The sequence below is a fragment of the Achromobacter sp. 1011791174 genome (assembly GCF_059760925.1).
Genome location: NZ_JCBANH010000018.1, coordinates 19,965 through 34,851, shown reverse-complemented (window position 1 = coordinate 34,851; position 14,887 = coordinate 19,965). Strand labels below are relative to the sequence as shown.

13 protein-coding genes are annotated in these 14,887 nt (G+C 70.0%); 6 read left to right on the top strand and 7 right to left on the bottom strand.

What is annotated here, in order from left to right; translation table 11 throughout:
• Positions 1-50 precede the first annotated feature (50 nt).
• From AC6LJ5_RS09155 to AC6LJ5_RS09145, 3 genes are all read left to right on the top strand, one after another.
• On the top strand, positions 51-956 hold the full coding sequence (locus tag AC6LJ5_RS09155) for a LysR substrate-binding domain-containing protein (RefSeq protein ID WP_392413599.1): 906 nt from the start codon (positions 51-53) through the stop codon (positions 954-956).
• A 153-nt stretch (positions 957-1,109) separates the two neighbouring features.
• Positions 1,110-1,742: a glutathione S-transferase family protein gene (locus tag AC6LJ5_RS09150; RefSeq protein ID WP_498140308.1), complete on the top strand. Its 633-nt coding sequence runs from the start codon at positions 1,110-1,112 to the stop codon at positions 1,740-1,742.
• Positions 1,743-1,760: 18 nt separating this feature from the next.
• Positions 1,761-2,747 (top strand): pyridoxamine 5'-phosphate oxidase family protein, encoded by a 987-nt coding sequence (locus tag AC6LJ5_RS09145; RefSeq protein WP_498140307.1) that lies wholly within the window; start codon positions 1,761-1,763, stop codon positions 2,745-2,747.
• A gap of 37 nt (positions 2,748-2,784) precedes the next feature.
• Here the strand turns inward: AC6LJ5_RS09145 and AC6LJ5_RS09140 are convergent, their stop codons facing one another.
• Positions 2,785-3,237: a winged helix-turn-helix transcriptional regulator gene (locus tag AC6LJ5_RS09140; RefSeq protein ID WP_103273873.1), complete on the bottom strand. Its 453-nt coding sequence runs from the start codon at positions 3,235-3,237 to the stop codon at positions 2,785-2,787.
• A 185-nt stretch (positions 3,238-3,422) separates the two neighbouring features.
• On the opposite strand from AC6LJ5_RS09140, the gene AC6LJ5_RS09135 reads away from it, so the two are divergent.
• The gene (locus AC6LJ5_RS09135) at positions 3,423-4,625 is read left to right on the top strand and encodes an MFS transporter (protein ID WP_498140306.1); all 1,203 of its coding nucleotides are present in this window, start codon (positions 3,423-3,425) and stop codon (positions 4,623-4,625) included.
• A gap of 57 nt (positions 4,626-4,682) precedes the next feature.
• On the opposite strand, the gene AC6LJ5_RS09130 is transcribed toward AC6LJ5_RS09135, so the two are convergent.
• Both AC6LJ5_RS09130 and AC6LJ5_RS09125 read right to left on the bottom strand, forming a co-directional pair.
• Positions 4,683-6,452, bottom strand: a complete 1,770-nt coding sequence (locus AC6LJ5_RS09130) for an acyl-CoA dehydrogenase (protein ID WP_498140305.1) — start codon at positions 6,450-6,452, stop codon at positions 4,683-4,685.
• A gap of 37 nt (positions 6,453-6,489) precedes the next feature.
• Positions 6,490-8,157 carry an acyl-CoA synthetase gene (locus AC6LJ5_RS09125; protein WP_498140304.1) on the bottom strand — a complete coding sequence of 556 codons (1,668 nt, stop codon included), beginning with the start codon at positions 8,155-8,157 and terminating at the stop codon, positions 6,490-6,492.
• Between the two features lie 223 nt (positions 8,158-8,380).
• Here AC6LJ5_RS09125 and AC6LJ5_RS09120 point away from each other — a divergent pair, with 223 nt between their 5' ends.
• Positions 8,381-9,091, top strand: a complete 711-nt coding sequence (locus tag AC6LJ5_RS09120) for a Crp/Fnr family transcriptional regulator (RefSeq protein WP_498140303.1) — start codon at positions 8,381-8,383, stop codon at positions 9,089-9,091.
• Between the two features lie 27 nt (positions 9,092-9,118).
• Here AC6LJ5_RS09120 and AC6LJ5_RS09115 read toward each other — a convergent pair whose 3' ends face one another.
• Positions 9,119-9,577 carry a MarR family winged helix-turn-helix transcriptional regulator gene (locus AC6LJ5_RS09115; protein WP_498140302.1) on the bottom strand — a complete coding sequence of 153 codons (459 nt, stop codon included), beginning with the start codon at positions 9,575-9,577 and terminating at the stop codon, positions 9,119-9,121.
• A 270-nt stretch (positions 9,578-9,847) separates the two neighbouring features.
• On the opposite strand from AC6LJ5_RS09115, the gene aceE reads away from it, so the two are divergent.
• Positions 9,848-12,511, top strand: a complete 2,664-nt coding sequence (aceE, locus tag AC6LJ5_RS09110) for a pyruvate dehydrogenase (acetyl-transferring), homodimeric type (protein ID WP_103273879.1) — start codon at positions 9,848-9,850, stop codon at positions 12,509-12,511.
• A gap of 15 nt (positions 12,512-12,526) precedes the next feature.
• Here the strand turns inward: aceE and AC6LJ5_RS09105 are convergent, their stop codons facing one another.
• The 3 genes from AC6LJ5_RS09105 to nirK form a co-directional block, all read right to left on the bottom strand.
• Positions 12,527-13,150 (bottom strand): LysE family translocator, encoded by a 624-nt coding sequence (locus AC6LJ5_RS09105; RefSeq protein ID WP_103273880.1) that lies wholly within the window; start codon positions 13,148-13,150, stop codon positions 12,527-12,529.
• Between the two features lie 121 nt (positions 13,151-13,271).
• Complete coding sequence (locus AC6LJ5_RS09100; protein ID WP_103273881.1) at positions 13,272-13,601, bottom strand: c-type cytochrome; 330 nt, start codon at positions 13,599-13,601, stop codon at positions 13,272-13,274.
• Between the two features lie 40 nt (positions 13,602-13,641).
• A complete protein-coding gene (gene nirK / locus AC6LJ5_RS09095; RefSeq protein WP_103273882.1) occupies positions 13,642-14,724 on the bottom strand; it encodes a copper-containing nitrite reductase in 1,083 nt (360 codons plus the stop codon).
• Between the last annotated feature and the right edge of the window lie 163 nt (positions 14,725-14,887).

The following is a 14,887-nucleotide window of genomic DNA, read 5'->3' as shown; positions in this document are numbered from 1 at the left end:
TACGCGCCGCTCGCCATCCGGGCCGCGCCCGCAACCGGAGAACGCGGACCGTGAACCGATTCCAAGAAATGACCGTGTTCCTGGCGGTGGCCGAGGCGCAGAGCTTCGCGGCCGCCGCGCGCCGGCTGCGGATGTCGGCGCCCTCGGTCACGCGCAGCGTGGCCGCGCTGGAGCGGCGGCTGGGCGTGCTGCTGCTGTTGCGCACCACGCGCAGCCTTCGGCTGACCGAGGCCGGCCAACGCTACGCGGATGATTGCCGCCGCATCCTGGAAGAGGTTGAACAGGCCGACGACGCGGCTGCCGGCGTCATGGCCGCGCCGCGCGGCGCGCTCAGCCTGACCGCGCCGGCGCTGTTCGGCGAGCTGCACGTGATGCCGGTGGTCATGGACTATCTGCGCGCGCATCCACAGGTCTCGCTGCGCACGCTGCTGGTGGACCGCGTCGTCAATCTGCTGGACGAGGGCGTGGACGTGGCGGTGCGCATCGGCGCCTTGCCGGATTCGACGCTGACGGCGGTGCCGGTTGGGCACGTGCGGCGCGTGGTCTGCGCCTCGCCGGCCTTCCTGGAGCGTCACGGCGTGCCGCAAGACCCAGACGCGCTGACGCGCTACTGCACCATCACCGCGGCCATGGAGGGCAGGGGGCCGCAATGGCGCTTCCTGCAGGACGGGCAACCCCGCCGCGTGGACGTGGATTCGCAGCTGACCGTCACCTCGTTCCAGGCGGCGGTGCTGGCCGCGCGCCAGGACTGGGGCCTGACGCAGGTGATGTCCTATCAGGTGGCGCCGCACCTGGCCAGCGGCGCGCTGCGCGTGGTGCTGCGCGACTACGAGCTGCCGCCGGTGCCGGTGCACGTGGTGCATCCGGAAGGGCGGCGCGGGTCGGCCAAGGTGCGCAGCTTCGTCGATTTCTGCGTCCAGGCATTGCGGCGCGATCTGGCCTTGCTGCCCGCTTGACGCGCGACCGGCGCCGCCACGACGGCGGCGCATTTCCTGTTTCGTCCGCCGTTTCTTTCACGCCGTGCAAGACAGTCTTGCCGCCGCCGGTCATTCCCGCCGGCGCCTCGCGGGTTCAACATGGTTGCCTGTTCCCGTTTCCAGAGGCCGGCCATGTCCGAACCCGCCATCACGCTTTATTCCTTTCCCTTGTCCGGCCATGCGCACCGCGTCACGCTGCTGCTGTCGCTGCTCGGCCTGCCGTATCGCCGCGTCGATGTCGATCTGCGCGGCGGCGAGCACAAGCAGCCGCCGTTCCTGGCGCTGAACGCCTTCGGTCAGGTGCCGGTGCTGGAGGACGAGGGCGCGGTGATCGCCGATTCCAACGCGATCCTGGTCTATCTGGCCAAGCGCTACCAGGGCCAGGCCCGCTGGTTGCCCGAGGATGCGCTGGGCGCCGCCGCCGTGCAGCGCTGGCTCTCGGTGGCTGCCGGACAGCTGGCCTCGGGACCGAACGCGGCGCGGCTGGCCACGCTGTTCGGCGTGCCCGATCCCGGCGGCGCGGCGCAGGCGCGCACCCATGCGCTGCTGGCCGTGATGGACACCGAGCTGGATCGCCGCGACTGGCTGGCCGGGGAAGCCGCCACCATCGCCGACGTGGCCTGCTACGCCTATGTGGCGCTGGCGCCCGAGGGCAACGTGTCGCTGCAGGACTATCCGCGCGTCCGCGCCTGGCTGGCGCGGGTCGAGGCGCTGCCGGGCTTCGTGCCCATGGCCTTTTCCCACGTCGGCCTGCGGGCCGCCTGAGCGCACGAGGCTCCGTCAATGACTACCGTAATCCAGCCCGCTCCCGCCCCGGTCGAGATGCCGGCTTCGCCCTGGCACGCCGGCGAGCGCCTGCTGCAGGAGCACGTGGGCGTGGCCGCGCGCATGGCGCAGATCGGCCCCAAGGTGCTGCGCGACTACATGCCCGATCAGCACCGCGACTTCTACGCGCAGCTGCCGCTGCTGCTGGCCGGGGCGGTGGATCCGGCGGGCGACCCCTGGGCCGGCGCGCTGGAAGGCGAGCCGGGCTTCGCCTGGTCGCCCGACCCCAGGGTGCTGCGCGTGGCGGCCATGCCGGACGCCGATGATCCCCTGGCGGCGGGACTGGGGCCGGGCAAGGCGCTGGGCTTGCTCGGCATCGAGCTTCAGACGCGCAGGCGCAACCGCGTCAATGGCCTGGTGTCGGCCTGGGACGGCAAGCGTTTCGAGGTGACGGTGGGGCAGTCCTTCGGCAACTGTCCGCAGTACATCCAGACGCGCGAATGGCATTTTTCGCGCGCGCCCGGCCTGCGCTTCGCCGGCGGCGCGCGGGAATCGGCGGGGCTGGACGCCGCGGCCGCCGCGTTGATCCGACGGTCGGACACGTTCTTCGTGGCCAGCTACGCGGACACGCCCGAGGGCGGACGCCAGGTGGACATATCGCATCGCGGCGGGCGGCCGGGCTTCGTGCGGGTCGACGGCGACGTGCTGACGATCCCTGACTTCTCCGGCAACCGTTACTTCAACACGCTGGGCAATCTGGCAGCCAATCCGCGCGCGGGCCTGCTGTTCATCGACTTCGAACGCGGCGATACCTTGCAGCTCAGCGGCCCCACGGAGCTGGTGCTGGAGGGACCGGAGGTGGCGAGCTTCGAAGGCGCCGAGCGGCTGTGGCGCGTGCGGGCGCGGCGGGCGGTGCGGCGGCCTGGCGCGCTGGCCCTGCGCTGGCGTTTCGGCGACTACGCGCCCACGTCACTGGCAACGGGGCAGTGGCCGGCGGCGTTGTAGCGGACGGCGCGTTCGGGCGGCGCGGCGGCGGGCGGCTTCAGCCCTGCGCCACCTTGCGCACGACGGTGTCGTCCGGCTCCAGGCGGCGGCCGTCCTGCGCGTGGATCTCCAGCCGGCGCACCGGCTGGCCGCGCTTGCGGTCGATCAGTTCCGAGTGCGCTTCCCGCGGACCGTAGTAGTGGTCCTCGCCCCATTGCCGCAGGCCCACGATCACGGGGAACAGGCCGCGTCCTTTCTCGGTGAGCACGTATTCCTGGTAGGCGCTGCCGTCCGAGGCCGGCGCGGCCTCCAGGATGCCGTGCGCCGTCAGCGTGCGCAGGCGGTCGCTGAGGATGTTCTTGGCCATGCCCAGGTTCTTCTGGAACTCGCCGAAGCGGCGCAGTCCGTCGAAGGCGTCGCGCACGATCAGCAGCGACCACCCGTCGCCGATAGCGTCTAGCGAGCGGGCCACCGGGCAGGCGGCTTCTTCGAAACTGGTGCGTTTGACCATGTGCCGGATCCTCGCGGGAAAACGCGGGCCCGGGTTCGGGCCCGTCGCTGACGGATTTAGTGGTTGCATTATAAAACCATGAGGCATAGCATTCTGGTTTCGTTATGAAACCTTAAAGGCCCACCATGCCATCCCCGGATCGATCCCAAGTCCAAGCCCCGTCCCAAGCGGAAAGCGCCAGTCCCATGCCCGGCTGGCGGGTGCTGTTGCTGGCCGTGGCTTGCGCGCTCAGCGTGGCCAACGTGTATTACGCGCAGCCCTTGCTGGACGCGATGGGCCGTGAGTTCGGGCTGGACGAGGCGGCGGTGGGCATGGTGGTGACCGCCACGCAGATCGGCTGCGCCGTGGCGTTGCTGCTGGTGGTGCCGCTGGGCGACCTGCTGGACCGGCGGCGCCTGATGATCGGCCAGCTGGTGTTGCTGATGCTGGCCCTGGCGGCGGTGGCCACCGCGTCGGGGGCCGGCTGGCTGCTGGCGGGCATGGCCGCGCTGGGATTGCTGGGCACGGCCATGGCGCAGGGTCTGCTGGCGCTGTCGGCGGCGCTGGCCGCGCCCGGCGAGCGCGGCCGCGTGGTCGGCGCGGCCCAGGGCGGGGTGGTGATCGGCCTGCTGCTGGCGCGCACCTTGTCCGGCGCGCTGGCCGATCTGTGGGGCTGGCGCGCGGTCTATCTGATGTCGGCGGCGCTGTCCGCGCTGCTGGCCGTGGCGCTGGCGCTGGGCCTGCCGCGCCGCCGGCTGCCGTCGGCCGGCATGGGCTATGGGGCCTTGCTGCGCTCCATGTATACGCTGGTGCTGACCGAGCCGGTGCTGCGGGTGCGCGGCATGATCGCGCTGCTGATGTTCGCCGCCGTCAGCGTGTTCTGGACCGCGCTGGTGCTGCCGCTGTCGGCGCCGCCGCACGCATTGAGCCACACCGCCATCGGCGCGTTCGGGCTGGTGGGCGTGGCCGGCGTGCTGATGGCGGCGCGCGCCGGCCGGCTGGCCGATGGCGGGCAGGGCCAGCGCACCACGGGCGCGGGCCTCGTGCTGCTGTGCCTGTCGTGGATCCCGCTGGCGCTGCTGGACTGGAGCCTGTGGGCGCTGGCGCTGGGCGTGCTGCTGCTGGACGTGGCGCTGCAGGCGCTGCACGTGACCAACCAGGCCATGATCTTCAGCATCGGCGCGCAGGCGCACAGCCGGCTGGTCGGCGCCTACATGCTGTTCTACGCGGCTGGCAGCGGCCTGGGCGCGATCGCGGCCACGACGGTGTACGCGCATGCCGGCTGGCCGGGCGTGTGCGCGCTGGGCGCGGGCTTCAGCGCGGCGGCGCTGTTGTTCTGGCTGGCGACGCTGCCGCGCGGCGTGGCCGCGAAGCCGCGTGAGGGGCAGTGCCAGAACGCCGCGGGTTGATGCGGGAGCGATCAGGCTGGCCGCCCGTGGATCGCGGCCAGCCTGGGTCCGTCCCGGTCAGGGCTGTACTTCGTACTCGCCCGAGCCGAGCACCACGGCGGCCAGCCCCGGCGCCTGGGTCAGCTTGTGCAGCGCATAAGCCTGCGCCGTGGCGATCTTGGCGGCGTGGAACTCGGGATCTTCCTGCTTGAGGTCCAGGCTGGCCAGCAGCGCGCGCGCCATCTGCCAGCCGGCCAGCGTGGTGCCGGCCAGCATCAGGTAGGGCACGGCCGCGGCGAACACGGCGTTGGTCTTGCCGGCCGCGTTGGCCAGCACGTAGTCCACGGCGCTGGACAGCGCCTCGCGGGCCGCCTTGAGCGGGCCGGCCACGCGGGTGGCGGCCGGATCGTTGCGGGCCAGCAGCGCATCCTCGGTCTGGCGAACCTGGTCCAGCAGCCAGCGCGCCACGGCGCCGCCGTCGCGCAGCGTCTTGCGGCCCACCAGGTCGTTGGCCTGGATCGCGGTGGTGCCTTCGTAGATGGCCAGGATGCGCGCGTCGCGGTAGAACTGCGCGGCGCCGGTCTCCTCGATGAAGCCCATGCCGCCGTGCACCTGCACCCCCAGGCTGGTGACCTCGATCGACATCTCGGTGCACCAGCCCTTGACGATGGGCACCAGGTATTCCTGCACCGCCAGATGGCGCGCGCGGGCCTTCTCGTCGGGCGAAGCGTGCGCCAGGTCGGCGTGGCCGGCCGTGTAGTAGGCCAGCGCGCGGCCGGCCTCGGTGACGGCGCGCATGGTGCCCAGGATGCGGCGCACATCCGGGTGGTGGATGATGGTCACGGCCTCGCGCGACGAGCCATCCACCGGACGGCTCTGCACGCGTTCGGCGGCATAGGCCAGCGCATGCTGGTAGGCGCGGTCGGACACGGCCACGCCCTGCATGCCGACGGCGAAGCGCGCGGCGTTCATCATGATGAACATGGCGTCCAGGCCACGGTTCTCCTGGCCGATCAGGTAGCCCACGGCGCCGCCGGCGTCGCCGAATTGCAGCGTGGCGGTGGGGCTGGCCTTGATGCCGAGCTTGTGCTCGATGGACACGCAGTGCACGTCGTTGCGCTGGCCCAGCGAGCCGTCGGCGTTGACCAGGAACTTCGGCACCAGGAACAGCGAGATGCCCTTCACGCCCTCGGGCGCGTCGGGCAGGCGGGCCAGCACCAGGTGGATGATGTTCTCGGCCAGATCATGCTCGCCGTAGGTGATGAAGATCTTGGTGCCGGAGATGCGGTAGCTGCCGTCGCCTTGCGGTTCGGCGCGCGAGCGCAGCAGGGCCAGGTCCGAGCCGGCCTGCGGCTCGGTCAGGTTCATGGTGCCAGTCCACTTGCCGGAGATCATCGGGCCGATGTAGCGCTCGCGCAGCTCGGCCGAGCCGGCGGTCAGCAGCGCCTCGATGGCGCCGTTGGTCAGCAGCGGACACAGCGAGAACGACAGGTTGGCGGCGTTCAGCATTTCCGAGGTGGCCGCGCCCAGCAGGCCGGGCAGGCCCTGGCCGCCGTATTCGGCGGGGTGGTTCATGCCCTGCCAGCCGGCCTCGGCGTACTGGCGGAAGGCCTGCTTGAAGCCGGGCGCGGTGGTGACGGCGCCATCGCGCCAGGCGCCGGGCTCGCGGTCGGCGGGCTGGTTCAGCGGGGCCAGCACCTCGCCGGCGAAGTGCGCGGCTTCCTCCAGCACCGCCTGGGCGGTGTCGGGCGTGGCTTCCTCGAAGCCGGGCAGGGCCGCCACGGCGGGCAGGCCCGCCAGGTGGTTGAGCACGAACAGCATGTCTTTGACGGGGGCTTGGTACGGCATGGCGTCGGAACTCCTGGATATGTGGTTGTCGTTGGAATCAGGCGGACTTGCTGGGATCGGCGGCGGGGCCGGACAGGTCGATGGCGCTGGTGGCGCCCACGGCCGCGCGCAGTTCGAATTTCTGGATCTTGCCGGTGGAGGTCTTGGGCAGCTCGCCGAAGCGCACCGCGCGCGGCACCTTGAAGCCGGGCAGCAGCAGCTTGCAGTGCGCGATGATTTCCTCGGCGGTGGCGCTGCAGCCGGGTTTGAGCTCGACGAAGGCGCAGGGCGTCTCGCCCCACTTGGGATCGGGCATCGCGACCACGGCCACGGCGGCCACCGAGGGGTGGCGGTAGAGCGCGTCCTCGACCTCGATGCTGGAGATGTTCTCGCCGCCGGAGATGATGATGTCCTTGCTGCGGTCCTTGATGCGGATGTAGCCGTCGGGCGTCATCACGCCCAGGTCGCCGGTGTGGAACCAGCCGCCGGCGAAGGCGTCTTCGGTGGCGCGCTCGTTCTTCAGGTAGCCCTTCATGCAGATGTTGCCGCGGAACATGATCTCGCCCACGGTCTGCTCGTCGGCCGGGACTTCGAGCATGGTTTCGGGATCGCGCACCGACACGCCGGCCTGCAGGTGATAGCGCACGCCCTGGCGCGCGTTGAGCAGGGCGCGCTCTTCGTCTTCCAGCGCGTCCCAGGATGCCTGGCGGGCACAGACGGCGGCCGGGCCGTAGACCTCGGTCAGGCCGTAGACGTGGGTCAGCTCGAAGCCGATTTCCTTCATCTTGGCGATCACGGCGGGCGCGGGCGCGGCGCCGGCGACCATGGTGCGGACCGTGTGCGTGATGTCGGCGCGCAGCTCGGCCGGCGCGTTGGCCAGCGCGCTCTGCACGATGGGCGCGCCGCAGTAGTGCGTCACGCCTTCGGCGCGGATCAGGTCGAACACGGTCTTGGGATCGAACTTGCGCAGGCAGACGTTGACGCCGGCGCGCGCGGCCACGGTCCAGGCGAAGCACCAGCCGTTGCAGTGGAACAGCGGCAGCGTCCAGAGGTAGACCGGATGCTTGGGCATGTCCCATTCAAGGATGTTGCTGACGGCGTTCAGATAGGCGCCGCGATAGTGATAGACCACGCCCTTGGGATCGCCGGTGGTGCCGGACGTGTAGTTCAGCGCGATGGCGTCCCACTCGTCGGCCGGCGGCTGCCAGTCGAACGTGGCGGGCGCGGCGGCCAGGAAGGCTTCGTAATCGGTCGCGCCGGGCAGGGCGGCGGGCGCGCCGTCCAGGTCGTGCACCGAGATCACGGCCAGGTGCGGGAATTCGGCGCGGGCGCGCTGCGCCAGCTCGGCGTACTCGGTGTCGATGATGAGGGCGCGGGCCTCGCCATGGCCCAGCATGAACAGCACGCTGGGCGTGTCCAGCCGCGTGTTCAGTGTGTTGAGCACGGCGCCCAGCATGGGCACGCCGAAGTGCGCCTCGACCATGGCCGGGATGTTGGGCAGCATGACGGCCACGGTGTCGCCGCGCTTGATGCCGGCCTGCGCCAGCGCGCCTGCAAGGCGCTGCGCGCGCTCGTAGGTCTGGCGCCAGTTGCGGCGCACCTTGCCGTGGACCACGGCGAGCCGGTCGCCGTACACTTCGGCCGCGCGGGCGATGAAGTCCACCGGCGTGAGCGCCTCGTAGTTGGCGTCGCGACGGCCCAGCCCATGGTCGTACATGCTGCTCATTGCTTGTGTCTCCTTCCGGCGCGGCTGGCCGCGCTTGTCAGCGTTGCGCCTTTTTCTGGCGCTGGTTTGTCGGCATTGTCGGAGGATGATCGCGGTCGTCGTTTGACGGCGATCACAGGATCCGCCTTGCCCTAGCTTATCGGCCGCCGGAAAATGGCGTCTGTCACCTGCATGACAGACTGCCCGCCGGCGCGGAAACCTCCAGTTTTACACGGTTCTTCCCATGTCCGATGTTTCAAACATTGTTTCCCCTGAAGAACTTGCAAGGCTCTTCGGGAATTGCGCCTGGTTCGGCGCGCTCGACCCCGCGCACCGGCAGCTGGTGCTGGCCACGTCGCGCGCCGAGCATGTGCAGGGGGGCGCCTGGATCGCGCGGCGCAACGCGCCGTCGGATCACTGGCTGGGCGTGCACAGCGGGCTGTTGAAGCTCGCCATCTATAACGAGTCGGGCCGCAGCTGCACGTTCTCCGGCGTGCCGCGCGGCGGCTGGTTCGGGGAGGGCAGCGTGATCAAGCGCGAGCTGCGCAAGTACGACGTGGTGGCGATCCAGCCTTCGCTGGTCATGCTGGTGCCGGCCGCCACGTTTCACGCGCTGCTGGCGGCCAGCCTGCCGTTCTCGCATTTCGTCATCAGCCAGCTGAACGACCGCATGGGCGAATTCATCGCGTCGATCCAGAACCACCGGCTGCTGGACGCCGACGCGCGCGTGGCGCAGTCGCTGGCGCAGCTGTTCAATCCGCAGCTGTATCCGTCCACCGATCTGACGCTGGCGATCTCGCAGGAAGAGCTGGGCTATCTGACCGGCCTGTCGCGCCAGCGCGTGAACCAGGCATTGCAGGCGCTGACCGACCAGGGCGTGCTGGCGCTGGCCTATAACCAGATCAAGGTGCTGGACCTGGACCGGCTGCGGCGCTACGGGCTGGATCAGTTGTAGGGGGACGCCGGGGCAGGGCGCCGGCGCTCAGCCGGCCTTTGAGCGCGACAGCGCCCGCACATGGCGCGCGATATGGCGGAATTGCTCGGCCATGGCGTCCTGCTGCGATTCGGGCAGCTGCGACAGGAACAGCTCATCGATGGCCGGTCCGTATACCTTCCACATCTCGCGGCGCAGCGCGCGGCCCTTGGGCGTGAGCCGCGCGTAGGTGGCGCGGCGGTCTTCTTCCGAGCGGAAGCGCTCGACCAGGCCGGCGGCCTCGATGCGATCCATCAGGCGCGTCAGGTTGTAGCGCGCGATCACCATGCGCTCGGCCATTTCGTACATGCGCGCCGTGCCTTCCGGCGCGCGTTCCAGCGCCCACAGCGCGTCGTACCAGGCCAGCGGCGGCAGGTCCGCGGCGGACAGTCGCTTTTCTATCTCTTCCACCACCAGCGCATGCGCGGTCAGGAAGAGGCTCCAGGCATCGGGCTTGCCTGTGGCCATGCGGTCGGCTCCTTGATTCATCGATGGGAATGTGCAGCCCGGATTGTAAAGGCGGCGATGCATTGGCGCCGCATTCGCATGCGCGCATCGCGCGTATAGGGCAGCGCGTGCCCGCGCGTCGGATTCCAGTCGTTAAATAATTGCACTTGCAATTGTTTGGAAGTCCTCCTACGATTGCAATTGCACATAATGCAATTGCAATTCACAATGCGAAATGGCGATGACGGACCCGGTCCGGCGCCTTGCTCGCGCCCGACATGGAGGACACACATGGACATGCCGCTGGAACCCACGGACCTCGATCCCCAGGAAACCCGCGAATGGCTGGACGCGATGCAGGCCGTGGTCGCGCACGAAGGCCGGCCGCGCGCGCACTACCTGCTGGATCAGCTGATCGACCAGGACCGCGCTGGCGCGGGCCGCTACGCCGCGCCCAACACCACGCCCTACATCAACACGATTCCGGTCTCGGCCCAGGATGCCTTCCCCGGCGACACCAGCCTGGAGCTGCGGCTGGACGCCTATCTGCGCTGGAACGCCATGGCCATGGTGCTGCGCGCCGGCAAGACCTCGGGCGTGGGCGGGCACATCGCCACCTATGCGTCGGCGACCACGCTGTATGAAACCGGCTACCGCCATTTCTTCCGCGCCGCCACGCCCGAGTTCCTGGGCGACATGCTGTACATCCAGGGCCATTCGGCGCCCGGCATCTACGCGCGCGCCTACCTGGAAGGCCGCTTGTCGGAAGACGAGCTGGACCGCTTCCGCCGCGAGATCGGCGGCGGCGGGCTGGCGTCGTACCCGCACCCGCGCACCATGCCGGGCTTCTGGCAGTTCCCTACCGTGTCGATGGGCCTGGGCCCGCTGATGGCCGCCTACCAGGCGCGCTACATGCGCTACCTGGAAGACCGCGAGCTGATTCCCGCGCAGGGCCGCAAGGTCTGGGGATTCCTGGGCGACGGCGAGCAGGACCAGCCCGAGACGCTGGCCGCCGTGGCCATGGCCGGCCGCGAGAAGCTCGACAACCTGATCTTCGTGGTCAATTGCAACCTGCAGCGCCTGGACGGTCCGGTGCGCGGCAACGCCAAGATCATGCAGGAGCTGGAAAGCGTGTATCGGGGCGCCGGCTGGAACGTGATCAAGGTGGTCTGGGGCGGCGACTGGGACGCGCTGCTGGCCCAGGACCATGACGGTCGCCTGCGCCGCCGCATGATGGAATGCGTGGACGGCGAGTACCAGGTGTTCAAGGCGCGCGGCGGCGCCTATGTGCGCGAGCATTTCTTCGGCGCGGATCCGGTGCTGCTGGAGCGCGTGGCGCACCTGAGCGACGAGCAGATCGGCGCGCTGCATCGCGGCGGCCACGATCCGGCCAAGGTATACGCGGCCTATGCGGCCGCGCTGCGCCACACCGGCAGGCCCACCGTCATCCTGGCCAAGACGGTCAAGGGCTACGGCATGGGCGCGGCCGGCGAGGCGGCCAACACCAACCACCAGCAGAAGAAGATGGCGGATCCGGCCGTGCGCGCGTTCCGCGACCGCTTCTCCATCCCGGTGCCCGACGATCAGCTGGAGCAGATTCCGTACATCAAGCCGGCGCCGGGCAGCGCCGAGCAGGCCTATTTCGACGCGGCCATCCAGCGCGCGGGCGGCCATCTGCCGCGCCGTCCGGCCGGCCCCGGCCCGCTGGCCACGCCGCCGCTGGAGGCCTTCGCCTCGTTGCTCAAGAGCAGCGAGGGCCGCGAGTTCTCGACCACGCTGGCCTTCGTGCGGCTGCTGGGCCAGCTGCTGAAGGATCCCGGCATCGGCAAGCGCGTGGTGCCCATCGTGCCCGACGAATCGCGCACCTTCGGCATGGACGCCATGTTCCGCCAGGTCGGCATCTATTCGCACGTGGGCCAGCTGTACACGCCGCAGGACGCCGACCAGCTCAATGTCTACCGCGAGGACCGCCAGGGGCAGATCCTGCAGGAAGGCATCAACGAGTCCGGCGCCATGGCATCCTGGATCGCGGCCGCCACGGCGCACAGCACGCATGGGCTGGCGACGATCCCGTTCTACATCTTCTATTCGATGTTCGGCTTCCAGCGCGTGGGCGATCTGGCCTGGGCCGCCGGCGACATCCGCGCGCGCGGTTTCCTCCTGGGCGCGACCTCGGGCCGCACCACGCTGGAAGGCGAGGGCCTGCAGCACGACGACGGCCACAGCCACGTGCTGGCCTCGGTGATCCCGTCGTGCCGCGCCTACGACCCGGCCTATGCCTACGAGATCGCGGTGATCGTGCAGGACGGTATGCGGCGCATGTACCAGGAACAGGAAGACGTCTTCTACTACCTGACCCTGATCAACGAAAAGACCGAGCACCCGGCCATGCCAGAAGGCGCCGAGGAAGGCATCCTGAAGGGCATGCATCGTGTGCGCGAGGGCGGGTCGGGCGAGACGCGGGTGCAGCTGCTGGGCAGCGGCGCGATCCTGCGCGAGGCGATGGCGGCGGCCGACCTGCTGGCGCAGGACTTCGGCGTGCAGGCCGATGTCTGGAGCGTCACCAGCTACACCGAGCTGCGGCGCGAGGGCCAGGAATGCGAACGCTGGAGCCGCCTGCATCCGTTGCAGGACGCGCGGCGCGGCCATGCCGAAACCTGCCTGGCCGCGACCCAGGGGCCGGTGGTGGCGGCGACCGACTACATGAAGACGGTCGCCGAGCAGATCCGCCCCTTCACGGCGGGGCGGCGCTACGTCACGCTGGGCACCGACGGCTTTGGCCGCTCGGACACGCGCCAGGCGCTGCGCGCGTTCTTCGAGGTGGACCGCCACCACATCGCGCTGGCGGCCCTGAAGGCGCTGGCCGACGACGGCGTGGTGCCGAGGGAGCTGGCGGCGGACGCCATCCAGCGCTACGGCATCGATCCCGAGGCCGTGTCGGCGGCCTTGCCCTGACGGGTACGGCGGGCCTCAGGCCCGCCGCGCCAGCAGCGCCCAGACGCCGGCGGCCGACAGCAGCGCGCCGCCGCCCAGGTTGAAGCCGCGCTGCGCGCGCGGCGAGGCCAGCAGGCGGCGCGCCTGGCCGGCGAACAGCGCGTAGGCGGCGGCGTTCAGGCCGGCGCAGGTCACGAAGGTGGCCGACAGGATCCACATCTGGCGCACCGTGTCGCCGGCCGGGTCGATGAACTGCGGCAGGAAGGCGACGAAGAAGATGATGCCCTTGGGATTCAGCGCCGTCACCAGATAGGTGTTGGCAAAGAGCTTCCAGCGCGATCCCGCCTCGCCCGCCTGGGGCAGCGTGGCCGGCGCCACGCCGGCGCGCAGCAGCTTGAAGCCCAGGTACAGCAGGTACAGACCGCCCACGGTCTTGACCACGGTGAACCAGAACGCCGAGGCCGACAGCAGCGCGCCCAGGCCGACCAGAGACAAAAGCAGCGCGGTGGAATCGCCCAGCGCCACGGCCAGCACCAGCGGCAGGCGGGCGCGCCGGCCGTGCGTGATGGAATAGCTGATGACGGTGAGGATGGTGGGGCCGGGCAGCACCAGCAGCAGGGCCGAGGCGCCCAGGAAGGCCAGCCAGGTTTCGAGAGGCATGACGGGGACTCCGGGAAGGCGACCACGAGGGTTCGTGGTCAGGGCGGCGGGCGCAGGCCCGCAACGCGGTTCAGGCCCCGCCGGGAAAGGCCGCCGCCCGGGCGTCCGCGCCTGTGCGGGATCAGCGCGCCGAGCTTAGCATGTACTCCACGGCCGCGCGCAGGGTCGCCTCGTCCGCCGAGGAGCCGCCGCGCGGCGGCATGGCGCCCTTGCCCGTGAGCACCGTGGCCAGCAGCGCGTCGGCGCCCCGGGCGGCGTAGGGCGCCCAGACCTGGCGGTCTCCCAGCTTGGGCGCATTGGCCACGCCGGACGCGTGGCACACCACACAAGCGGACTTGTAGAGTTTTTCACCCGCGGGGTTGACGGTCTGTGCAGTGGCGTCCGCCCGGGCCGACGCCACGGGCAGGGCGGCCAGCACGGCCAACAGGACGAGTCTTGCTGCTTGGGTCATGGCATCGGTCCTCGAAGGGCGGTTGCGGGGCGGGCGCGGCTCAGCGCGGGATCGGGCCGGGCGCCTTGATCTGCTTCATCAGATCGTCGTTCCACTTGCCCTCGACCTTGATGTGCCCGGCCGCGCCCAGCTCGAAGGCCTCGATCAGGTTGTGGTTCAGGTAGGCGTACACGCCCGGCTGCTTGAAGGTATAGAGCGCCGCGCCCGCCGAGCCGCCGCGGATGAACCAGGTTTCCAGGTTCTTTTGCGGCGGGTTGCCGAACTTGCCGGTTTCCCAGACCCAGTCGCCGTGGCCGCCGATCAGATGCGGGCGCGTGTCGCGGTTGGCCTGCGAATGGATCAGCAGCACGGTCTCGCCGACCTTGGCCGTGAGCGCGTTGGCGCCGGTCAGCGCGCCGACCTTGCCGTTGAAGACGATGTGGGACGGCGTCAGCTTGCGCATGACTTCCACCGTGTCGCCATAGCTTTCGGCCAGGGTCTTGTAGTCCTTGTATTTGCCCTTTTCGTCCTTGGGGATGTAGAGGTCGAACTCGCCGATGGTGTAGACGCGGTCGTAGCGCAGCGGCTTGCCGTCGGGATCCTTCAGGCCGTCGCGCGGCAGCACCATCAGCGTGCCGCTCATGCCGGACACGACGTGCCAGGGCACCATGCCCTCGGGCGCGCAGTGGTAGACGAAGGTGCCGCTGCGATCGGCCTTGAAGCGCAGCGTGGCCTGTTCGCCGGGGTTGACGTTGGTCAGCTTGGCGCCGCCCAGCGCGCCGGTGGCGGCGTGGAAGTCGACGTTGTGCGGCATGGCGTTGGTGGCGGGGTTGACCAGGGTCAGTTCCACATAGTCGCCCTCGTGCACCACCAGCGTGGGGCCGGGCATGGAGCCGTCAAAGGTCATGGCCTGCAGCGTGGTGCCCTTGTCGTCGATCACCATCTTCTTTTCCTCGATGGTCATGGTGAACTCGACTACCTTGGGGCCGCCTTTGGCCACCTGCTCATGCGGGTGGACTTGCGGCGGGGCGACCAGGGCGACCTTGGCGCGGGGCAGCTGGTCGGCGTTCTGGGCATGCGCCAGGCTGGCGGGCAGCGTGACGATCAGGGCCGCGGCAAGCAAAGTGGGGCGGAAGACTTTCATGTGCAACTCCTGTTTTCGGTTTCCTCAACAGCCGTTCGAGCCGGCGCTTTCATTGAAGGCCACGCGGGCCGCCCCTTCTTTGCTGTAGCGCAAACTGCGGGGCAGGACGCGCCCGGGCGCGCATTGCCAGCGCAGGGGGGCGATGCCACCATGGAACCGTGCC